The sequence below is a fragment of the Achromobacter sp. 1012554356 genome, from assembly GCF_059760815.1.
In genome coordinates, this window is the sequence record NZ_JCBANC010000023.1 from 55,615 (window position 1) to 76,791 (window position 21,177).

A 21,177-nucleotide genomic window follows, 5' to 3' on the forward strand; every position below is an offset into this window, starting at 1 on the left:
GTTTGGGGTGGGTCAACGCTTGGGGGAAAGTGTCGCATGGATGCCGGCGCGGCGCAGCGCGGCTGTCCGTCGCCTAAGATAGCCCCCATGAAGATCCAACTGCTTTCCGACTTGCATCTTGAAACCGATCCCACCTTTGTGGCACAGCCGTTGGCGGGCGCCGACCTGCTCGTGCTGGCCGGCGACATTGGCTCGTACCGTCAGGGTTCGCGGCTGGAACGGGACGACTTCGGCCTGGGCGACTATTCGCCGCGCCACGGCTGGCCAACGCCCGTCCTGTACGTGCCGGGCAACCACGAATACGACAACGTGGATTTCGACGAGACACATGCGCGCCTGCAAGACCTGTGCAACGCGCTGGACATCCAGTGGCTGGAACGGGAGACGGCAGTCATCGGCGGCGTGCGCTTCGTCGGCACGACCTTGTGGACGGACTTCGACGCGCTTGCGGCGCCGGACGACACGATGGGTGATGCGCTGAAAAAGCGTGCCAAGGCGTTCAGGGCGGCGGACTTCTATCTGGAGAAAGCCGAGATGCGCCGCCATGGCGCGCCCTTCATGGCCGAGCAGATGCGCGAGCAGGGTCTGGCCTGTCAGCAATGGCTGGACGCCGCCCTGCGCGTGCCGTTCGACGGCACGACGGTGGCCGTCACGCACTTCGCCCCCACATTGGCCAGCGCCGATCCGCGTTACGGCGTCACACCGGGCACGGCGGGCTTTTGCAATGCGCTGGATGGGTTGCTGCCGCTGGCCGACGTGTGGATCCACGGGCATCTGCATTGTGCGCAGGATTACGTGAAGGATGGCTGCCGGGTGATTGCGAATCCGCTGGGGTATGCGAAGAAGGGGGAACAGGCGGATTATGCGCCGGAGAAGTTGTGGGAAGTACCGGTGCGTCGACAGATGTGAATGCGGGGTCTGGGGGGATTACGACGGGCGGATTCTCGCTTGCGTGGCCAGAACCGTTGCTCGCACGCTCTGATTTTGCGACTAGCAGCCGGCCTTTTATCGCTCGTGATCAGAATCCTTGCATGACTCAATTGGCGACGTGAAGCGCGCGAAATACTGGTGCCTTGTGTGGGCGCTAAACCGCGCTTGTGCACTGATGCACACATCGACTCGACTGAATTTGCCCGTGATTTCCACGCCTCCGCGATTGACGAATGGCGTGCTGACCTCAATCCACGATTCCGGCGACGCGAACATCGTGGTCGAGAATCTGACTGACTCGCCGGGATGAATGGTTTCCCTCGTGAGGCGATGGTTGTCATTGAAGTAAACCACCACAGGCGCTGCGGCGTCCTGCGCATAGTGGAGTACAACAGTAGGCGTCAGCGAGCCCCAAAGGACGAGACTTGCACACAACCCTCCTAGCACGGCAAGCAGGATGCAAATTGACCTTTCGAGACTCCGCATATTTCGCCTAACGCTTGCGTTCACAGTCGTGCAATTCTTTTGAACTTCCCCGGCTGTTTCCCCAAGGCAACGGTACAGCTTCAACGGTTCCAAGCAGGATGTCCGGGGTCAGCGCATGAGGTTTGACGTCTGTATACAAGTCACACTCCAACTGAATTGAAATGTGATCCGGCCTATCATCTGCGCTGGCGGGCCAATTGCCATTTTCGGGATGATTCTGCATGGTCGGCATTCGGCGTCTGGCCAACGCCCCCAAAGTGTCATGCAATGCCTGAGCGATCCCTGCTCCGTTAATCAGTTCATCAGGGGTGAATCCGACCGCCACACCAACATAGCCGTAATGAATGTTCGACCAAATGTCGTAGAAATATTCATAGGCGCCAGATTTGTGCCAGCCTGAATTCCAAACATCTTTAAGCATTTTTTGCAGCACCGGCTTGTGATCCCACGGCTGCCCAGGTCCGACAATATCGGCCCAAAGTGCATATGCGCGGAGTTTTTCTTCGGCCAGCGCCTCCACGTAGGTAGGGCGCGAAGATAGTTTTCCGTACCAAGGAGATTCGCGCCACTGCTTGTGATATGCCCCAAGGTCGAAGTGATTCGAGTCATGAATTTGCCGCCCCCGAATCGAAAAAGGATTGGTCTTCATCTCTCGAACGATGTACTCGGCAGGGATCATTGCCGTGTCCGCGTGTTCACAACCAATCTGCCGCACGCTGTTGGACAGCAGCCAATCTGACCCTGCTCCGCCCTCAGAAAAGCCTTTTGAGAGAGCGCCCCCATTGCTGGAAACTCGAGCGGTGCCACTCGCATCCGGAATCACCAATGCAATATTCTGACTGGCGATCAACGTTGCCCCGCAGGCCGTCCTCATCCCCTCAATGGCGACGTATCCATCGTCGATAGCGAAGCTCCCAACCCCCTCTACGATGGGGAATACCCCCTTGCATTTAGGGCAGTCCACCATGTGGCCCAGGCCTGCTGCCGCTCGGCCGTCGATGTCGTAGGACGAAAACCCCTCCAACACCGTTCCGCCATGGGTCGTCTTGTCACCAACACGAATGATCGGGCGCGCTGTCATCATTGCTCCAGGCAATTACTGATGCGCGAAAGTCTGAGCGTGGCAGAAACCGACTTGAATCAAATAAACGTGAAAATCGTCTGACGCACTTTCACCCGGTGATGCAACGCACGACTTGAAGCCGTCCACCTTGAAACATGCATGCCAGCGGTTGCCTTCCAGGAAAAGCCCCGGACAAACAAAAAGCCCACTGCAATCGCAAGTGAGCTTTTCGGATGTCGACCTCCAAGGAGATCAACCGCTTTCCATCAGGCCGCGAACGTCTTTCCCGTCCTGCCCCGAACGCCTCAAGGCGCCGGATTCGGATGACGCACGTGAATCTGGTTGATCGCGTCCAGCACCTCAGCCGGCAACGTCACATCAACACTGTCGATGTTTTCCTTCAACTGTTCCAGCGACGTCGCGCCGATCAGGTTGCTGGTGACGAACGGGCGTTGATTCACCCACGCCAGCGCCAGGTGCGTCGGCGAAATCCCATGCGCGCGTGCCAATTCCACGTATTCGCGCGTGGCGGCTTCGGCCTGGGGGTTGCTGTAGCGGGTGAAGCGCGAGTACACCGTCAGGCGCGCGCCGGCCGGCTTGGCGCCATCCAGGTACTTGCCGCACAGCATGCCCATCGCCAACGGCGAATACGCGAGCAAGCCCACGCCTTCGTGGTGCGTGAATTCCGACAGGCCGATCTCGTACACGCGGTTCAGGAGGCTGTAGGCGTTCTGGATCGACGCGATGCGCGGCAGGTCGGCGTTCTGGGCATGGCGCAGGAACTGGCTGACGCCCCACGGGGTTTCGTTGGATACGCCCACGTGGCGCACCTTGCCGGCACGCACGAAGTCCTGCAGCACCGACAGCGTCTCTTCGATCGGCACGGTGTGCTCGTCTTCGACCCACGGGTAGTTGAGCTGGCCGAACGTCGCGGTGGTGCGGTCGGGCCAATGCAGCTGATACAGGTCCAGATAATCCGTCTGCAGGCGCTTCAAGCTGGCGTCCAGGGCTGCGGTCAGGTTCTTGCGGTCCAGGAAGGTCTTGCCGTCGCGGATGTGGCCGGGGCGCTTCGGATCGCGCACGGGGCCGGCCACCTTGCTGGCCAGCACGATGTCCTGACGGCGGCCGGTCTTGGCCAGCCACGTGCCGATGTACGTTTCGGTCAGCCCCTGGGTCTCGGGCTTGGGCGGCACAGGGTACATCTCGGCCACGTCGACCAGGTTGACGCCGCGCTCCAGCGCGTAGTCCAGTTGCTGATGCGCGTCGGCTTCGGTGTTCTGCTCGCCCCAGGTCATGGTGCCCAGCCCGATCAGGCTGACATCCAGGTCGGTACGGCCGAGTTTGCGGTATTTCAAGTTCTGCTCCGTGCGGGTCTTGGGGTTGGGATGCGACACCTTACTCCAAGATGTTGGCGTTTCGCTGACAGGATCGGCCTGGGGGCCGGCCGATCCTGCCGGCGCGCCCGCCCTTAGAACGTTCCCCGCAACGTCAGCATCGCATTGCGCGGCGTGCCGTAGACGTTGTTGCCGTTCAACGTGCCCACCTGCTGGTAGTAGACGCGGTCGGTCAGGTTGTTGACGTTCAGCGTCATGTTCCATTGCGGCGTGAGCTGGTAGCGCACCATGGCGTTCAGGATGGCGTAGCCGCCCTGGTTGAAATCGAACGGCGCGAAGGCGCCGCTCGCATCGCGCGCCGTGCCGGACACGTAGCTTGCGCTTTGGATGAGCATGCTGCCGCCCACCGTCCACTTGGTCCAGTCGCCCGGCAAGCGATATGCCGTCGCCAGCTTGAACAGGTGCTTGGGCGTCACGCTGCTGTAGACGCTGTCGGTGCTCTTGTCCTTGGTGGTGTTGAACGTGTAGCCCGCGGTCATCTGCCAGCCCGTGGCGAGCTCGCCGCTGAACTCGACATCGACACCCCGGCTCACCACCTTGCCCTGCGCCGTGTAGCAGCAGGCTCCGTCATAGGCGCTGCTGCTGCTGTCGTAACGGGGATCAAGGACCGCGGTGCCGGTGCGTTCGACGTTGAACAGGCTTAGCGTGGCATTGGCGGCGCCGTCGAACAGTTCGCCCTTGATGCCGGCCTCGAAGCTCTTGCCCTTGATGGGCGGCAGCGAACTGCCCGGCGGCGGGCCTTGCATGACCAGCGGCTGCGGCTTGTAGATGGCCGAATAGCTGCCGTAGACGGACCATTGGTTGTTCAGGTCGTAGATCAAGCCGCCGTATGGAGTGATCTCGGTGGATTCCTTGAACTGGGCATCCTGGAAAAGTTGCCAGTCCGCCGCGCCGCGCTTGGTGCGGATGAGCTGCGAGAACTCGTAACGGCTGACGCGGGCGCCGGCCACGACGCTCAGGCGGTCGGTGGGATGCAGGCGCAGCAGGGCGTACCCGCCGACCTGTTCCTGGCCCCACGGGCCGTAATGCGCGCTGTAGTTGTAGTCCGCGTCCGTCCTGCTGGGATTCCACGAGCCCGGGTTGAACGGATCGACGGGATCCTTGTAATTGATCGCGAGGTTGGAGTTGACCCAGTCGCTACGCACGCGCTGCCAGTCCGCGCCCACCACGAATTCGTGCGTCTGGCCCAGCAGATCGAAGGCGCCGCTGAGGTTGGCGTCCACCATGTCCTGCTTGTTCTCGGAGTTGGCGCGGCCGGCGCCCCACGTCAGTCCCTTGTAGGTGATGGGATCGACGGAACCGGAGGTGTAGTTCCAGATGCGATCGGTCTTCTGGTCGGTATGCGTCGCGTTGAGCTTGGCGATCCAGCCATTGCGGAACCGATGCTCCAACTGGCCGAACACTTCCCAGCGATCGGTGTCGTCGTACGCCCAGGGTTGCGATAGGTTCGCGCTGCGCGACAGGCCCAGATCGGCGCCGTTGCTGTAGCGCGGCAGTGTCGGCGGCGCGCCGTCATTGTTGATCTGGCTGTAGTTGCCGCCCACGGTCAGCAGCGTATCGGGACCGAGGTCGGCTTCCAGCACGCCGTACAACGCGGGCCGCTCGGTGCTGCGGTGATCGATGTAGGAGCCGCTCTTCTGATAACTGAACACCCCGCGGGCGCGCACCTTGCCGTTTTCGGTAAGCCGGCCACTGGCGTCGATCTCGCTGCGGTAATCGTCCCAACTGCCGGCGCCCAGCGTCACCTTGAGCTGATCCTGCGCCAGCGGCTTTTTGCGCACCAGATTGATGATGCCGCCGGGATCGCCCACGCCGCCCAGCAGGCCCGAGGCGCCGCGCATGACTTCCACGCGGTCGTAGAAGGCCATCTGCTGCTGCGGATCATAATTGTAGGAGCCCAGCGCCAGCGGTGCGCCGCCGTCGAGCTGCATGCTGGTGATGGCGAAACCGCGCGAAAAGAAGTCCACGCCGTTGTACGTGATGCCGGGCACGGCGAGCAGGGCCTGGCGCACGTCGGTGATGTTCTGGTCTTCCATCTGCTGCCGGGTCACGACCGAGACGGATTGCGGAATCTCGCGAAAGCTCTGCTCGGTCTTGGACGCGATGCTGGTGATGCGCGTCGTGTAGGAACCAGTGTTCTCCGTCATGCTGCGCCGTTCCGCCATGCCGATGACGGTGACCGCGTCCAGCACGTCGGCGCCGCCTGCCGACAGCAGGTAGCGATCGCCCTCACGCCGATACTGCAAGCCGCTGCCCTTGAGCAGCGCAGCCAGCGCCTGATCGGCGGTGAAGCTGCCGCGCAGCGCCGGCGCGGCCTTGCCGGCCACGAGGTCCGGCGCGAACAGGATCTGCAGCCGCGTCTGCTCGGCCAACTGGAGCAGCGCTTCGGACAGGGGTTGCGGAGCGATGTCGACCTGGACCGCGGCGGGCTGGGCGTGAACCGGGGAAGCGCCCAGTCCGCCGGCCAAGGCCAGCGCGACCGACAGCGCCAGGCTGCCCACGGTCAATCTGGCCGGCAAGGGACGCCTGCGCGGCGCATGAAGGGTGATACGGGAATGTGGATTCAAGACAGGACTCGTTCGATGATTGCAGCGGGCGCTTTGCGCCCGATCCCTTGGCCAAGGATCGTGACGGGCCGGACGGGTGCAAATCGGCGGCCTGCCATGTACTACGAATCAGCGAGCAAAAGTCCTGAATGATTTCCGCGGCACAATTGTTTCTGTTTGAAACAACGCAGCATCAGGCCGATTCCGGCTTGAGATCCAGCAGGATTCCGCCTGCCGGCAGGCGGTGCAGCACGACGGGCAGCACGCCCGGCAGACCCTCTACGATGCCTTCGGGATCATCAAGCCTGAACGAGGCGGTCAGGCGGAGCCTGCCGACGCGATCGTTGGCCAGCCGCAAGGGTTGCTGCAGATAGCGGTTGAGCTCTTCGACCACGGCCGCCAAGGGCGCATTGCGAAACACCAGCCGGCCGTTGACCCACGCCAGTTCGGCAGCGAGGTTGACGGCCTGCGGGCCCGGCTGGCGGCCGTCGCTGTCAACGAGCGTGCCCTGCCCCGCGCTCAACAGGTTGCGGCTGCGATGCCACCAGGGTCCGCTGCGGACCTGCACCGCGCCCTGTTGCACCGCCACGTGCACGTCCTGCGCGCCCCGCCGGACGTTGAATCGCGTGCCGGTGACCTGAACGGTTGCGGGACCGGCTTCCACGTAGAAGGGCCGAGCGGCATCGGGCCTGACGTCGAACAGCACCTCGCCGCGCGTGAGCGTCACGACCCGTCTGTCCTCGAAGAACGCCACGGCAGCCTGGGTGTCCGTATTGAGTTCAAGCACGCTTCCCTCGGCCAGGGACACGCTGCGCCGTTCGCCCTTGCGCGTGGACCATTGGGCGGCGTATTCCGGCCGGCCGGGCCCGCCGCCGAAAGTGAAAGCGGCGGCGCCCGCGGCGCCCGCGCAAAGCAGCACGGCGCCGGCGCGCATTGCCCTGCGACGCCCCAGATTCGGACGTTCGGGCAGTTCTCCTCCGTACAGCCGGCGAACCGCGTCGTCGGGCATCGCCAGGACTGCGCGGCTCACCATCTGCTGCGCCTGAAACTCGGCCTCGTGTTCAGGCCGGGCGCGCCGCCATGCCAGCAACTCGGCATGCTCGGCAGCGCTCATGTCGCCAGCGTGCAGGCGCGCGGACCAGCGGATCGCCTCGGCGGCGACGGGACTATCGCCAATCATGGGGATTCAAGGCGGCCCGCACATGCTGGCATGCCTGCATCACGTAACGCTCGATGCTGTTGACGGATAGCGCCAGCGTCACGGCGATCTCGCGGTGCGTCCAGCCTTCGATCCGGTTCAGCACATAGGCGCGCCGGCAATTCAGCGGCAGTTGCACCAGTGCGGCCTCGACGGCGGCCATCAGTTGCCGCGCCCGAACGGTCGCCTCGGGGCTGGGCACGCAGGGCTGGTCCTGCTCGGGCAGATCCTGCCACGCGATATGCGTATTGCGCGTATCCCGCCGCCACGCGTCGATGCGCCGATGCGCCGCCGCGCGGAACAGGAAGCGCCGGGCGTGTTCGACCGTCGTCACGTCGCTGCGCGACAACAATTGCTCGATGGCATCGTGCGCCGCGTCCTCCGCATCGCTGCGATTGCCGAAGCGATGCGCGAACGCCTGCATGAACTCGCCATACAACGCGAGCCAGCCGGAAAGCTGGGAGTGAGCCTGAGACATGTCGGATGCGGGATCGAAAGCAATCGGCAATTATTGCAAATCATTATCATTTCTTCAAACCTGATACGTGCGCAATACGTGGCAAGCGCGCCGCACATACTTTGGCTGACTCTTGTCGCCGCGGGGCAATCGGCATACTCTGGACCGCCCCATCCGCGCCAGGAAAAACCATGCTCAGGGAACTCGACGAGGTCATCCTCTTTTTCGTCGTGCTCATCATTTTCCTGGGCGTCATCGAGGTCGGCTACCGCCTTGGCCGCCGGCTGCGCAAGCCGGCCGACGAGGCCGCCAAGACGCACATCACCGCGCTGCAGACCGCCCTGCTCGGCCTGCTGGCCCTGCTGCTGGGGTTTACGTTCGCCATGTCGGTCACACGATTCGAAACGCGCAAGAACCTGGTGCTGGAAGAGGCCAACGCGATCGGCAACGCCTACTGGCGGTCGCAGCTCATCCCCGCCGAGCACCGGCCGGTGGTGGCAAAGATGTTGCATGAATACACGTCGGCGTCGCTGGACTACCACTTGGCCGACCAGGATTCGCCGCGTTTCGCCACCGCGAACGCCACTGCGCGCCGCATCGAACGCCAGATCCGGGCGGCGGTGGCGGCGCGGGCCGAGAATCCGCCCTCCATCTCCACGATCATGTTCATCCAGGCCATCAACGAGATGGCGCAGATCAACGAAAAGCGCCGCGTCGCGCTGGAAAACCACGTGCCCGAGCCTGTGTACTACCTGCTGTTCATCGTGGCGGGCGGTTCGATGGGCTATATCGCGTACGGCACGGGCCTGTGCGGACGGCGCCGGCCGATTTCCACGGGGATGTTTGCCGCGCTGATTGCCCTGGTGCTGACTTTCATTCTGGACATCGATCAGCCGGGCAGCGGCTTGATCCAGGTGGGCCAGGAAAGCATGGAGCGCATGCAGGCCACGCTTGCGCAGGAAATGCAGCAGTAGGAGTGCGGGCGTTCACGGCACGAGTTTCAGGCAAGCAGCTCCAGCACCTCGTCGCCCCGGTCGTCGAACTTGCCCGTGGACGTCCAGCCCAGGTGCCGGTAAAAGCCATACGAGCGGACGGCCGGGTCGCTGGCGCATCCCAGGAACAGCCGCTGAAATCCCAGCGCCTTCAGATCGCGCACGACCAGATTCAAGAGCGTCTTGCCCGCGCCATGCCCCTCGAAGTCGGGCAGCAGCGCCAGCACCACGATTTCACCGGCCTCGGTGTCGCCAAAACAGTATCCGGCAACCTTGCCGTCGACGGTTGCCACATAACCGGGCAGCGATCCGTCCTGCACCGCCGCCGTCCATGATTCGAGCGTGACGCCGGCCTCGGCGAGGTCCGCCGCGGAAAACGCGTTCTCGCGGGTCTTTCCCCGGATGTCGATACAGACCGCCACGTCCTCGCCGCGCGCGGGGCGGTAGATGAATTCCATGTTTCCTCAGTCAAAAAAGCGCCGCAGGAATGGAGCAGTCACGCCCACATCGCCGCGGCTGACGGCTTGCGGCGTGCCGGCCGCGACGATGGCGCCGCCCGCTTCGCCGGCGCCCGGGCCGACGTCCAGCATCCAATCGCTGCCAGCGACCACGCGCAAGTCGTGTTCGACCACGACCACGGTATTGCCGGCATCGACCAGGCCGTGCAGCTGCGTCATCAGCTTGTCCACATCCGCCGCATGCAGGCCGGTGGTGGGTTCGTCCAGCACGTACAGCGTGTTGCCGCGCTGGCTGCGCTGCAGTTCGGTGGCCAGCTTGATGCGCTGCGCTTCGCCGCCGGACAGTTCCGTGGCGGGCTGGCCCAGGCGCAGATAGCCCAGGCCAATCTCTGCCAGCAGCGTCAAGGGGCGAGCCACCACGGCTTCGTCGTTGAAGAAATCGCGTGCCTCGTCGACGGTCATGTCCAGCACCTGGGCGATGTTGCGGCCATTCCACTCGACTTCGAGCGTCTTGGCGTTGTAGCGGCTGCCGTGACACGTGGGGCAAGGCGCGTACACACTGGGCATGAACAGCAGTTCGACGTGGACGAAGCCTTCGCCCTCGCAGGTCTCGCAGCGGCCCTGGGCGACGTTGAAGGAGAAGCGTCCGGCGCTGTAGCGCCGGGCGCGCGCGGCCTTGGTGCCGGCAAACAGCTTGCGCACGTGATCGAAAAGGCCGGTGTAGGTGGCCAGATTGGAGCGCGGCGTGCGGCCGATTGGCTTCTGGTCCACGTTGACCAGCCGCTTGATGGCCTGCCCGCCCGCGTGCAGCCGGCCCGTGGTGCGCGGCAGGTTGCCGGGCTGCGGCAGGTCGCTGTCGGGTTCGTCGGCCGGCAGTTCCTGGCCCAGGTGTTCGCCCACCAGTTCGACCAGCGCCTGGCTGACCAGACTGGATTTGCCCGATCCGGAAACGCCCGTCACCGCCGTGAACGCCCCGAGCGGAAAGCGCGCGTCCACGCCATGCAGGTTGTTGCGGTGAATGCCGCGCAGCTCGAGCCACCCGGCGGGTTCGCGCGGGGTGCGCCGGCTGGCGGGGCGCGTGTCGAAGAGGTATTGGGCGGTGATGGAATCCTTTACCTTGCGCAGGCCTTCGGGCGGGCCGCTGTACAGCACCTGGCCGCCGTGCTGGCCCGCGCCCGGTCCCACGTCGACCAGCCAATCGGCGCGGCGCAGCGTGTCCAGGTCGTGCTCCACGACAAAGAGTGTGTTGCCGCCGGCCTTCAACTGGTCCAGCGCGCGGTGCAGCGCCTGGCCGTCCGCGGGGTGCAGGCCGGCCGACGGTTCGTCCAGCACGTACACCACACCGAACAGGTTGGAGCGGATCTGCGTGGCCAGCCGCAAGCGCTGCAACTCGCCCGGCGACAGCGTGGGCGTGGACCGGTCCATCGCCAGATAGCCCAGACCCAGCGCCTGCAGCGTGCCGATGCGTTCGACCAGATCGTGCGCGATGCGCTGCGCTGCGATGCGTTTCTCGGGCGACAGATCCGGCGTGCGCCGCACGTCGCTGCTGCCTGCGTGCGACAGCCCGCCCGCCGCCACGCGTTTGGCGTTGGCGCGCACGCCCGCGGCCTTGCTGCGCGTCGACCCAGCCTGTGCCGCGTGCTCGTCGAACCGGCCCTCGGCGGCGGGCGTCAGCACCTCTGCGATACGGGCAAGCGGCAGTTGCGACAGGCTGCCGATGTCCAGGCCCGCGAACGTCACGGACAGCGCCTCGCGCTTCAGGCGCCGGCCGCCGCATTCCGGGCAGGGCGCGCCGGTCATGAAGCGCGCCACGCGCTTTTTCATCATGGCGCTCTGCGTGGTGGCGAATGTGTGCATGACGTACCGGCGCGCGCCGGTGTAGGTGCCCATGTAGCTGGGCTCGGCCTTGCGGCGCAGCGCCGCGCGCGTCTCGGCCGGCGTGAAACCGGCATAGACCGGCGCGGTGGGCTGCTCGTCCGTGTAGAGGATCCAGTCGCGATCCTTCTTGGGCAGGTCGCGCCACGGCTTGTCCACGTCGTAGCCCAGCGTCACCAGGATGTCGCGCAGATTCTGGCCATGCCAGGCGGGCGGCCACGACGCAATCGCGCGCTCGCGGATGGACAGCGACGGGTCCGGCACCATGGATGCCTCGGTGACGTCGTACACGTAGCCCAGGCCGTGGCAATGCGGGCAGGCGCCCTGCGGCGTGTTGGGCGAGAAGTCTTCGGCGTACAGCATGGGCTGGCGCGCCGGATAGGTGCCGGCACGCGAATACAGCATGCGCAGCATGCTCGACAGCGTGGTGACGCTGCCGACCGTGGATCGCACGTTCGGCGTGCCGCGCTGCTGCTGCAATGCCACGGCGGGCGGCAGGCCGTCGATGGCGTCGACGTCGGGCACGCCCACCTGGTCGATCAGGCGGCGGGCGTATGGCGACAGCGATTCCAGGTAGCGGCGCTGCGCTTCGGCGTACAGCGTGCCGAACGCCAGCGACGATTTGCCCGATCCCGACACGCCGGCGAACACCACCAGCGCGTCGCGCGGGATGCTGACGTCCACGTTCTTCAGATTGTGTTCCCGCGCGCCTCGCACGCGGATGCAGGCATCGGGGCCCGGCTTCGAAAGATTCTTGCGCTGGCTCATGGCTGAAATAGTAATGGACTGGATGGCGGATGCCCGTTGCGGGCCTGCCCAACCGTCGACGAGGCGCCTCATCCCATCGAATGAGGCTGCTTGCACCAATGCCTGCATACCGCTCAATCGCCTGCCAGCTGCGCGCGGCCCCCAGGCCGCGCAATGCCGTTGACGGCGCCACGGCGCTGCTTTAATTTCGCATCACGCGAAATGGCAGGGGCGGCGCAATGCGCCGCCTTTGTCGTGCTGCCGGCTCCATCGGCGCGACCGCGCTGCTTCCGACTGCCGGGCAGGCTGCATCCCTTGCGGCAGGACTTGATGACCACATTGCTGAGGGCAAGACATGGTGATCTCGATTTCCGTCCTGGTCGTGGGCGCGGGCCCGGCCGGCCTGTTGACCGCGTCCGAATTGCAGCGCCGCGGCGTCGACTGCCTGCTGATCGACGCGCACGAACGCCCGCTGGATTGGGACCGCGCGACCGTCGTGCATCCGCGTTCCCTTGAAATCCTGGATGCGCTGGGCATCATTGAACCCCTGCTGGCCGCGGGCGTGAAGCAGCGGCGCGCCCGCATTCACGCGGGCGGCAGCGAACTGGGCATCATCGACCTGGAGCTTGCCGACAGCCGCTATCCCTTCAACATCGGGATCTCTGAAGAAGTCACCGAGACGGTGCTGGCCGACCATCTGGGGCGGCTGGGCGGCAAGGTCACCCGCGCCACGAAGCTGGTGGGATTGCAGGAACAGGACGACGGCGTGCTGGCCACCGTGGAGCGCGGCGGCAAGCTGTCGCAGGTGCTGGCGCAATGGGTCGTGGGATGCGACGGGCACCACAGCACCGTGCGGATGCTGACGGGCATCGAGCAGGACGGCCACGACATCAACCAGCCGTGGGCCGTGTTCGACGCGACCATCCCCGACTGGCCGGAGGCCTTCGAGGCAAATTACGCCTATCTGGACAAGATTCCGGTGATTCTGACCGCGCTGCCTGGCGAGCGCTGGCGCGTCTACCTGCGCCCCAGTTCCGCGGAGTCGGACCTGGTCGAAGACGCGCTGTCCACGCTGCGGCGCTACCTGCCGGACGCCAGCTTTTACAACGTCTCGCACCCGGCGCGATTCGAATGCCACACCAAGGTCGCGCGCACGTTCCGGTCCGGCCGCGTGCTGCTGGCGGGCGACGCCGCGCACACGTGCAGCCCGGCGCAGGGGCATGGCATGAACACCGGCCTGCAGGATGCCTACAACCTGGGATGGAAGCTGGCGCTGGTCTGCCAGGGGCATTGCTCGCCCGCGCTGCTGGACAGCTATCACGCCGAACGGCGGCCGGTGGCCGACATGGTGATGGCTTCGGGCGATGTGGCTGAAAGCGCGCAGATGGCGCAGGGCGCGCAAGAGCGGCGCACGCGCGATCTGGCGATCCGCGCGGCTTTCGGCAACGCCGAGGCGCGGCACCGCGAGGCAGTGTCGGAAGCCGAGCTCGACATCGACTACGCCGGGTCGCCCATCGTGATGGGAGACCGGCACGCCGCCATCTGGCCCGGCCAGCGGCTGCCGGACCATATCGACGTGCGGTTTTCCACCGGCGGCCGGGGCAAGCTGCATGACTACGCCAAGCGGCGGGGGCACACCGTCCTGCTGATCGGCGGTCCCGGCACGCCGCAGCAGCCGCTGTCGGACCTGCGTCGCGAACTGGCGGCCCTGTCTGACGGGTACATCATCGAGGTCGTCGTGGCGCTGACCGCCAGCGACGGGGTGACCGACGTGGACGCCTACCTGGAGCCCGCCGCGGCGGCCAGGCTGGGCGTGGGCGACATGGTGCTGCTGGTGGTGCGGGCAGACGGCCACGTGGGCCTGCGCGCCGAAGCGCGGCACGCCGAAACGCTGTCGGCTTACATCGAACGGCTGCGCCAGCCCGCGCAAGATGCCGCGACCTAGGGAAATCCCTAAAAGGATTCATGTCGATTCGGGTGCCGGCGGTTCGTCGTAGTCATGCACCCACCCTCATTCAAGGCGGACTACACCATGACTACCGGAACCGTACGACACCTGCGCGTCCTGCGCGCGCCCCCCGACCGCGTCTATCGCGCCTTTCTGGAACCCGATGCCGTCGCCAAGTGGCTGCCGCCGTATGGCTACACCTGCTCGGTCCAGGAACTGGACGCGCGCGTGGGCGGCAAGCACAGGATGGCGTTCCGCAACTTCGCCACCGGCCACCTGGAGCCGTTCGGCGGCGAATACCTGGAGCTGGTTGAAGGCGAGAAGATCCGCTACACGGACCGCTTCGACGATCCCGCCCTGCCGGGCGAGATGACGACGACCATCAGCTTGAGGCAGGTCTCGTGCGGTACGGAACTGACCATCGTGCAGGAGGGCATTCCCGAGGTCATTCCGACCGAGATGTGCTACCTGGGCTGGCAGGAATCGCTGCTGCAACTGGCCCGGCTGGTCGAAACCGATGCGCCGGATGGTCCGGTGCGCGACTGACGCCGCCGGCGTGGACCGAATCGTCGCCGATACGTTTCTTCATGTTTTGACACCATCAGGTCGCGCGCAACGGCGCGACTTGCTACAGAATGTGGCGCGCTCATGCAGCGCTGCGCGGGCCGTTACAAAGGGGCCCGCGCGCATCCCACAAGAAGGAAGAACCGTGTCAAAAGTGTTTGCCCTGCTGCTCTGCGCCGCCCTGCCCGCCACGGCATTGGCCGCCCCCAATACCGAGCCCCTGAAGCTGAACGCGGACAACAAGCTGTATTGCAACGACCAGACCGACTGGTGCGTGGGCATCAAGACGGACGGCGCATTCGGCGAAAACGGTCCCTTCGCGACCAGCCGGACCCTGCGCGCCGACTACCGGTTCTGGGACTCGCCCGATGTGCCGGACTTCAAGCATTTCACGGTGTGGCCGGAACTGATCCGCCTGAGCGAGGAGCGGGCGCTGGTGGGCGTGGTCGGCCCGGCGGAACCGGACTTCAAGGCGTCGACGCCGTTCTCCGGCGGCGGATTCGAGCGCCGAGATCTGTATCTGTATGACGTCAACCTGGGCGAGAAGACCGGCGCCAACCTCGTGCTCGTCATGCCCTACACGGCCGACGCATCCATCCGGGCGTGCTTCAACGAGGCGGATCAGGAGAAGCGTGCCGGGCAGTGCAGCGATGTCTATCAATTCACGGCATCGTTGAAGGCCCTGCCGGGCAAGGAATTGCCGGATCTGCAGGTGCAGACGCAGGCGACCCGTTCGCCCGCGGGGGCTAGCCGTTTCGCGGATTCCAGCGCGCGGCCCGCGCTGACCAAGGCGCAGCTTGCGCCGCAGGCGGACAAGCAGTGCAGCTACACCGTCACCTACACATGGAAAGCCAGCGACGCGTCGTACCAGCCGGCCACGCCGCTGCCCGACTGCGCGGAGTTCTTGTCGGCGGATCCGGCGGCGAAGAAATAAGCGGTGCGCTGTTGAACGGTGTCTCTGTTGAACGGTGTCTGACACCCAAGGGAGAGGATCTTCAACGCGTTGCTGCGTCTCCGTGGGTGTCAGACACCTCGCAAGGCGGTGCTATCGGCCGGTGTCTGACACCGGCGCTTCCCGTTACTCCGCGTACCCAGGATTGCGCCGATCCAGTCGGCGCAGCAGGCCCGGCCAGGCGAGCTGGGCCTTGTGCGCCCGGTCAGCCGGTGATTCCACCGCGGCGCGAGCCAGGATGTCTGCGGGGATGTGGGTCAGTTCGCCGCCCGCCTGCGCGCGCACCTGCACCATGCAGGCGGCTTCAAGACGATGCATGGCCTGGAAGGCTTCGGCCATGCTTTGGCCCACGGTCAGCAGGCCGTGGTTGCGCAGGATGAGGTAGTTGTTGGCGCCCAGGTCGCGCACCAGGCGCGGCTGCTCGTCCGGATTGAGGGCCAGGCCTTCGTAGTCGTGGTAGCTGAGCGAGCGCAGCACGATGAACGCGAACTGCGACAGCGGCAAGAGACCGGCCTTCTGCGCCGACACCGCCACTCCGTTGATCGAATGCGTGTGCAGCACGCACATCGCATCCTTGCGGGCCGCATGGATACAGCTATGGATGGTGAAACCGGCGGGATTGATGTCGTATTCCGAGTCCATCACCTTGTTGCCGTGCAGGTCGATCTTGACCAGGCTGGACGCGGTGATCTCGTCGAACATCATCCCGTAAGGGTTGATGAGGAAATGCTCCGTGCCGGGCACCTTGGCGGTGATGTGCGTGAAGATCAGGTCGTCCCACCCAAAAAGCGCCACCAGCCGGTACAACGCCGCCAGGTCCTTGCGCACCTGCCATTCCGTTTCGCCGACCTGTTCGCGCACGCTGGCGCCCTGCTTGCCTGCCGTATCCATCCTGTCTCCGTATTGTTGGTGTCGGCCCCGAGCCGTTGCGCCGGGATCCGTCATGCACTGTATTCCTTTTCGCACCCGGCGCGCACGGCGGCGCCGGGCCGGCGTCCGTCTGGTGAAACAGCCCGAGACCCATTAACCTGTGAGCCACGTCCGAGGAGACTCCGAGAATGCTGCCTGCACTTTACGGTCATCCCTTTTCGTCGTACACGCAAAAAGCGCTGATCGCGCTGTACGAAAACGCCACGCCATTCGAGTTCCGCAGCATCGGGCCCGAGACGCCCCAGCATGCCGCCCACTGGATCGAGCGCTGGCCGCTGCGCAAGTTTCCGCTGCTGGTGGACGGCGAACGCAACGTCGCCGAGTCCAGCATCATCATCGAATACCTGCAACTGGCCCATCCCGGGCCGGTCCGCCTGATTCCCGCCGACCCGATGGCCGCGCTGGACGTGCGCTTTCTGGACCGCTACTTCGACCTGCATGTCATGTACTGGATGCAGCATGCGGTGAACGGCGCGCTGACCGGCGACCCGGCCAAGCGCGACGCGGCGCGGGCGCTGGCCGCGCAGAAGCTGGAACTGGCCTACGCCTGGATCGACGCGCAGCTTGCCACCCGGACATGGGCGGCGGGCAGCGACTTCACCCTGGCCGACTGCGCCGCCGCGCCCGCGCTGTTCTACGCCGATTGGACCCATCCGATCGGCGACGGCCATCCGCATCTGCGGGCCTACCGCGCGCGGCTGCTGGCGCGGCCGTCGTTCGCGCGGGCGGTCGACGAAGCCCGGCCCTACCGGACGCTCTTTCCGCTGGGCGCACCCGACCGCGACTGACAGAGCCGCCCATATCGGCACCCGCCGACATCGAGACCCGCGACCGTCGCACGGCAACGTGCGAGAATCCCCGCCATTCCCTCCCGGATGAGGACGCCCACCGTGCAGCAGACCTTGCCCCGCCACCTGCCTACCTTCCTGCGCTCGCATCTGGAGTCCCTGTCCGGCGTCGGCCTCATGCTCGGCACGCTGTTCTTTGCCGCGGCGCTGACGCCGACCCTCATCCCCCGCACCCACGTCACGCAGGGCGTGCTTGCCGGCACCTGCCTTGCCGCGGGATATGGGCTGGGCGTGCTGTGGCATTGGCTGTGGGCCTACATGGAACTGCCCGAGCCGCGCGGCCGCGCCGCGCGCATCATCAATGCCGTCATCGGCCTGCTGTGCGTGTCGGTGGCGATCGTGTTCCTGGGCCGCGCGGCCGAATGGCAGAACACCATCCGTGCGCTGATGCAGATGGAGCCCGTGACCAGCGCGCACCCCATCAAGGTCAGCCTGATCGCCCTCGCGACCTTTGCCGTGCTGCTGGCGCTGGCGCGGTTGTTCAAGCTGATCGCGCGTTATCTGGCCAGGCAGGTGCGGCGCGTGGTGCCGAGGCGGGTCGCCAACGTTACGGGCGCGGCCATCGCCATCCTGATCTTCTGGCTGCTGGCGACCGACGTGTTCTTTCGCGGTGCGCTGCACGTGCTGGATGCGTCGTTCCGCGAATTCGACGCGCTGCTGGAACCCGAACGCCCGCAGCCCACCGCCGACCTGAAGACGGGTGGACCCGCGTCGCTGATCCGCTGGAACGAACTGGGTCGCGCGGGCCGCGAATACATCGCGTCGGGCCCCACGGCCAGCGAGATCACCACGCAGTCCGGACGCGAGGCGCTGGAACCCATCCGCGTCTACGTCGGCCTGCGCGGCGCGGCCACCCCGCAGGCGCGCGCGCAGCTTGCACTGGACGAGATGAAGCGCGTGGGCGCCTTCGACCGCTCGGTGCTGGTCGTGATCACGCCGACCGGCACGGGATGGGTCGATCCCGCCGCCGCGGACTCGCTGGAATACCTGCTTAACGGCGACGTGGCCAGCGTGGCGATGCAGTATTCGTACCTGTCCAGTCCGCTGTCGCTGCTGGCGCAGCCCGAATACGGCGCCGAGGCGGCGCGCGCGCTGTTCCAGGCGGTGTATGGCCACTGGACCACGCTGCCCAAGGACAAGCGGCCTCGCCTGTACTTGCACGGCCTGAGCCTGGGCGCCATGAACTCCGCCGGATCGGCCGAACTGTTCGAGATGATCGGCGACCCCATCCAGGGCGCGCTATGGAGCGGCCCCCCGTTCGAGAGCCGGGTTTGGCGCAAGATTACGGACGCCCGCAATCCCGGCTCGCCCGCGTGGCTGCCCGAGCTGCGCGACGGCGCCTTCGTGCGCTTCATGAACCAGAACGGATCGCCCGTGCCGGCCGACGCGCCGTGGGGGCCGATGCGCGTCGTCTACCTGCAGTACGCCAGCGACCCGGTCACCTTCTTCGACTATCGCGACCTGTACCGTCCGCCCGCGTGGATGAGCGCCCCGATGGGTCCGGACGTATCGCCCGAGCTGCGCTGGTATCCCGTGGTGACGATGTTGCAGCTGGCGCTGGACATGGCGGTGGGCACGGCCACGCCCATGGGCTATGGGCACGTCTATGCGCCGCAGCACTATGTCGATGCGTGGGTCGCGGTGACCGGCGTGTCGGACTGGACGCCCGATGGTCTTGAGGGCCTGAAGCGCTATCTGCTGGAACGCGCCCAGGCCGCGATGGAAGACGAGGACGGCGACGAAGGCGCCTACGAAGGACGCGGAGGATAAGCGCGGCAGGCGCAGCTCATGAATCACCCATTGCAGGATCGATTGACGTCGTTCTTTTATTCGCGCAATGACGTCATGCGCAGCCGCAGCGTCAGCAGCCGGCTGCTCGCGGGCCACCTGGACGTGCCTGCGCCGCCGGCGCGTCTGCTTGCCGATTGGGATCGCGAGATCCGCACACGGCTGCAACTGGAACCTGGCGACGTCGAGCAGATGCCCCTGTCCCGCACCCGCGCTCGTTGGCCGGAATTCGGCCTGTGCGTGCAAGCGATGCGCGACTGGACGCGCGCGCTGGGATTGGGCGAGGTGCTGGCCGACAGCGACATGGCGCTCATGGCCTGCCGCGGCGCACGGTATCACCACGACGGCAGTCAATACGGCGGGGCGGCGTTCTGCAATCTGTTCCTTAGCGACGACAAGGGCCTGGACGTGCATTTTCCCGGAACGGGGCATCGCATTGCGCTCACGCGCGGGGTGGCCATCGTCTTCGACACCTGCCAGCCGCACGCCGTGATTCCCCGCCAAGCAAGCGGCTACGACGACGCGGACTTCGCCGATGCGCAGGATCTGTCGCAACTCTTTCTGACCTGGGAGCTGCCGATCGAAGACCTGGCGGTCGCGCAGGCGCTTGGCATTGAACTCGACATCGACCCGTCGGCGGCCTCGCCGTTGGACGAGGAACAGGTCTGGGCAGAAGGCGCGCGCGTCGGCGTGGACCCCGGCGTTGGACGATGGCGGCCAGCGGATTGAACGCCTGATGCGTCGGGTATATTGACCGGCCACCGTCTCAGGGTCCACTACGCAGATGCCTTTTCCCTTTGCACGCCCGCTTTCGTTTCCGTTAGGCGCCTTGGCGCTGGCCATGCTGCTGCAGGCGCCGGTCCTGGCCGCCGAGCGCACCGTCTACACCGGCACGCTGCAAGGCGCGGGCGACATCGTGATGGAGCTGGACAGCGCGACAACCGATGGCGCGCTGACCGGACGCTACTTCTACCCCAAGAACGGTGTCGACATTCCGCTCAAAGGCACCGCCAAATCGCTGGCCGAGCCGCTGACGTACCCGGCCGCGAAGGAGCCGGGCGCGCTGCCTGCCGCCACCTGGCAAGGCACGCGCGACGCGCAAGGCTATCGCGGCGTCTGGATCGACATGCGCACGGGCAAGCAGCGCAGCTTCACGCTGCAACGGGTCGCGCAGTACGACGCGAGCGCGCTGACGCCCGACGGCGGCATCGGCTTCGACGTGGACATCGATGCGACCCGCGTCCCCTACGACACCCTCAAGCTCGCGGGCCATGCCGAGCCCGTGGGCGACGACATCGGCAGCGCCACGGTGGCCTATCGCATGTGGCGCGATCCGCGCACGCAGTTCAGCTATCCGCGTCTGTCGCGGCATCCGGACAAGGCGGTGATGGCGCGCGTCAATCATCTGCTGGAACAGCGCCACTGGCGCATGAGCCACGCGGCGCTGGCCTGCAAGGCCTCGGCCTACACCAGCGACGGCCCGTCCGCAGGCACGCTGGGCAACTACGAGGAAGAAATCGTCAACGTGCCGTGGCTATCCAGCGCGATGATGACGGTGACCGAATCCGGCAGCCTGGATTGCGGCGGCGCCCATCCCAACAACCACTTCGATCCCTACACGCTGGACCTGCTGCGCGGCGAAATCCTGGATTGGAATCGCGTGTTCGATGCCTACGCGCCGAACTCCCGCGAACCGCGCCCCGCGCTGAAGGAGCTTGTCGGCCAGGTACAGAAGACCCTGGCGGCGCGCGACGAGGCGGGCCTGACGGAAGACCGGTCCAAGGAAGGCTGCTGGGATCTGTGGCCGGGCTACCTGGCGTTGGGCGCGGCCGCGCCCGGCGCGCTGAGCCTGTCGGTGTCGGGCGTGGGTCACGCGTCGGGCGTGTGTCTTGGGACGCTGGCGCAGGTGCCGTTTGGCGATCTGACGGCGTATCTGAAGCCTGGCGGTCAGGCTTACCTGGTGCAGGACTGACCACAAGCACCGCGCGTGCCGGCCGCCGG

At 65.8% G+C, this 21,177-nt stretch carries 17 protein-coding genes; 9 read left to right on the forward strand and 8 right to left on the reverse strand.

Translation table 11 applies throughout. From position 1 onward, the window contains the following. Positions 1-87: 87 nt before the first annotated feature. Positions 88-909 carry a metallophosphoesterase gene (locus AC6LJW_RS14085; protein WP_056566194.1) on the forward strand — a complete coding sequence of 274 codons (822 nt, stop codon included), beginning with the start codon at positions 88-90 and terminating at the stop codon, positions 907-909. Between the two features lie 514 nt (positions 910-1,423). Here AC6LJW_RS14085 and AC6LJW_RS14090 read toward each other — a convergent pair. From AC6LJW_RS14090 to AC6LJW_RS14110, 5 genes are all read right to left on the reverse strand, one after another. Beyond that, positions 1,424-2,500, reverse strand: a complete 1,077-nt coding sequence (locus AC6LJW_RS14090) for a polymorphic toxin type 44 domain-containing protein (RefSeq protein ID WP_082578733.1) — start codon at positions 2,498-2,500, stop codon at positions 1,424-1,426. Between the two features lie 284 nt (positions 2,501-2,784). Next, complete coding sequence (locus AC6LJW_RS14095; RefSeq protein WP_056566197.1) at positions 2,785-3,834, reverse strand: NADP(H)-dependent aldo-keto reductase; 1,050 nt, start codon at positions 3,832-3,834, stop codon at positions 2,785-2,787. 113 nt (positions 3,835-3,947) lie between these two features. Beyond that, positions 3,948-6,392 carry a TonB-dependent siderophore receptor gene (locus AC6LJW_RS14100; protein WP_498087588.1) on the reverse strand — a complete coding sequence of 815 codons (2,445 nt, stop codon included), beginning with the start codon at positions 6,390-6,392 and terminating at the stop codon, positions 3,948-3,950. Between the two features lie 220 nt (positions 6,393-6,612). After that, a complete protein-coding gene (locus tag AC6LJW_RS14105) occupies positions 6,613-7,599 on the reverse strand; it encodes a FecR family protein (RefSeq protein ID WP_056558455.1) in 987 nt (328 codons plus the stop codon). Further along, on the reverse strand, positions 7,586-8,095 hold the full coding sequence (locus AC6LJW_RS14110) for an RNA polymerase sigma factor (RefSeq protein ID WP_427984163.1): 510 nt from the start codon (positions 8,093-8,095) through the stop codon (positions 7,586-7,588). The genes AC6LJW_RS14105 and AC6LJW_RS14110 overlap by 14 nt, the downstream gene beginning before the upstream one ends. A gap of 170 nt (positions 8,096-8,265) precedes the next feature. On the opposite strand from AC6LJW_RS14110, the gene AC6LJW_RS14115 reads away from it, so the two are divergent. Continuing rightward, complete coding sequence (locus tag AC6LJW_RS14115) at positions 8,266-9,048, forward strand: bestrophin-like domain (protein ID WP_498087589.1); 783 nt, start codon at positions 8,266-8,268, stop codon at positions 9,046-9,048. Between the two features lie 26 nt (positions 9,049-9,074). Here the strand turns inward: AC6LJW_RS14115 and AC6LJW_RS14120 are convergent, their stop codons facing one another. Next, entirely contained in the window at positions 9,075-9,524 is a 450-nt protein-coding gene (locus AC6LJW_RS14120) for a GNAT family N-acetyltransferase (protein WP_498087590.1), read from the reverse strand. A 6-nt stretch (positions 9,525-9,530) separates the two neighbouring features. Further along, positions 9,531-12,167, reverse strand: a complete 2,637-nt coding sequence (gene uvrA / locus AC6LJW_RS14125) for an excinuclease ABC subunit UvrA (RefSeq protein ID WP_498087591.1) — start codon at positions 12,165-12,167, stop codon at positions 9,531-9,533. Positions 12,168-12,501: 334 nt separating this feature from the next. On the opposite strand from uvrA, the gene AC6LJW_RS14130 reads away from it, so the two are divergent. From AC6LJW_RS14130 to AC6LJW_RS14140, 3 genes are all read left to right on the forward strand, one after another. Then, complete coding sequence (locus AC6LJW_RS14130; protein WP_498087593.1) at positions 12,502-14,091, forward strand: FAD-dependent monooxygenase; 1,590 nt, start codon at positions 12,502-12,504, stop codon at positions 14,089-14,091. Positions 14,092-14,178: 87 nt separating this feature from the next. Beyond that, entirely contained in the window at positions 14,179-14,640 is a 462-nt protein-coding gene (locus AC6LJW_RS14135; RefSeq protein ID WP_056558468.1) for an SRPBCC family protein, read from the forward strand. Positions 14,641-14,803: 163 nt separating this feature from the next. Continuing rightward, complete coding sequence (locus AC6LJW_RS14140) at positions 14,804-15,592, forward strand: hypothetical protein (protein ID WP_498087594.1); 789 nt, start codon at positions 14,804-14,806, stop codon at positions 15,590-15,592. Positions 15,593-15,736: 144 nt separating this feature from the next. On the opposite strand, the gene AC6LJW_RS14145 is transcribed toward AC6LJW_RS14140, so the two are convergent. Beyond that, a complete protein-coding gene (locus AC6LJW_RS14145) occupies positions 15,737-16,501 on the reverse strand; it encodes a class II aldolase/adducin family protein (protein ID WP_427985054.1) in 765 nt (254 codons plus the stop codon). A gap of 167 nt (positions 16,502-16,668) precedes the next feature. Here AC6LJW_RS14145 and AC6LJW_RS14150 point away from each other — a divergent pair, with 167 nt between their 5' ends. The 4 genes from AC6LJW_RS14150 (at position 16,669) to AC6LJW_RS14165 (ending at position 21,148) form a co-directional block, all read left to right on the forward strand. After that, a complete protein-coding gene (locus tag AC6LJW_RS14150; RefSeq protein ID WP_498087595.1) occupies positions 16,669-17,328 on the forward strand; it encodes a glutathione S-transferase family protein in 660 nt (219 codons plus the stop codon). Between the two features lie 102 nt (positions 17,329-17,430). Beyond that, a complete protein-coding gene (locus tag AC6LJW_RS14155; RefSeq protein WP_498087596.1) occupies positions 17,431-19,158 on the forward strand; it encodes an alpha/beta hydrolase in 1,728 nt (575 codons plus the stop codon). An 18-nt stretch (positions 19,159-19,176) separates the two neighbouring features. Beyond that, complete coding sequence (locus AC6LJW_RS14160) at positions 19,177-19,905, forward strand: hypothetical protein (RefSeq protein ID WP_498087597.1); 729 nt, start codon at positions 19,177-19,179, stop codon at positions 19,903-19,905. A 55-nt stretch (positions 19,906-19,960) separates the two neighbouring features. After that, the gene (locus AC6LJW_RS14165) at positions 19,961-21,148 is read left to right on the forward strand and encodes a hypothetical protein (RefSeq protein WP_498087599.1); all 1,188 of its coding nucleotides are present in this window, start codon (positions 19,961-19,963) and stop codon (positions 21,146-21,148) included. Positions 21,149-21,177: the final 29 nt, after the last annotated feature.

Excerpts from the sequence above, each read along its gene's own strand:
- AC6LJW_RS14085 (WP_056566194.1), top strand. The coding sequence starts at position 88 with ATGAAGATCCAACTGCTTTCCGACTTGCATCTTGAAACCGATCCCACC.
- AC6LJW_RS14090 (WP_082578733.1), bottom strand. The coding sequence starts at position 2,500 with ATGATGACAGCGCGCCCGATCATTCGTGTTGGTGACAAGACGACCCAT.
- AC6LJW_RS14105 (WP_056558455.1), bottom strand. The coding sequence starts at position 7,599 with ATGATTGGCGATAGTCCCGTCGCCGCCGAGGCGATCCGCTGGTCCGCG.
- AC6LJW_RS14110 (WP_427984163.1), bottom strand. The coding sequence starts at position 8,095 with ATGTCTCAGGCTCACTCCCAGCTTTCCGGCTGGCTCGCGTTGTATGGC.
- AC6LJW_RS14115 (WP_498087589.1), top strand. The coding sequence starts at position 8,266 with ATGCTCAGGGAACTCGACGAGGTCATCCTCTTTTTCGTCGTGCTCATC.
- AC6LJW_RS14120 (WP_498087590.1), bottom strand. The coding sequence starts at position 9,524 with ATGGAATTCATCTACCGCCCCGCGCGCGGCGAGGACGTGGCGGTCTGT.
- uvrA (WP_498087591.1), bottom strand. The coding sequence starts at position 12,167 with ATGAGCCAGCGCAAGAATCTTTCGAAGCCGGGCCCCGATGCCTGCATC.
- AC6LJW_RS14130 (WP_498087593.1), top strand. The coding sequence starts at position 12,502 with ATGGTGATCTCGATTTCCGTCCTGGTCGTGGGCGCGGGCCCGGCCGGC.
- AC6LJW_RS14135 (WP_056558468.1), top strand. The coding sequence starts at position 14,179 with ATGACTACCGGAACCGTACGACACCTGCGCGTCCTGCGCGCGCCCCCC.
- AC6LJW_RS14145 (WP_427985054.1), bottom strand. The coding sequence starts at position 16,501 with ATGGATACGGCAGGCAAGCAGGGCGCCAGCGTGCGCGAACAGGTCGGC.
- AC6LJW_RS14150 (WP_498087595.1), top strand. The coding sequence starts at position 16,669 with ATGCTGCCTGCACTTTACGGTCATCCCTTTTCGTCGTACACGCAAAAA.
- AC6LJW_RS14160 (WP_498087597.1), top strand. The coding sequence starts at position 19,177 with ATGAATCACCCATTGCAGGATCGATTGACGTCGTTCTTTTATTCGCGC.
- AC6LJW_RS14165 (WP_498087599.1), top strand. The coding sequence starts at position 19,961 with ATGCCTTTTCCCTTTGCACGCCCGCTTTCGTTTCCGTTAGGCGCCTTG.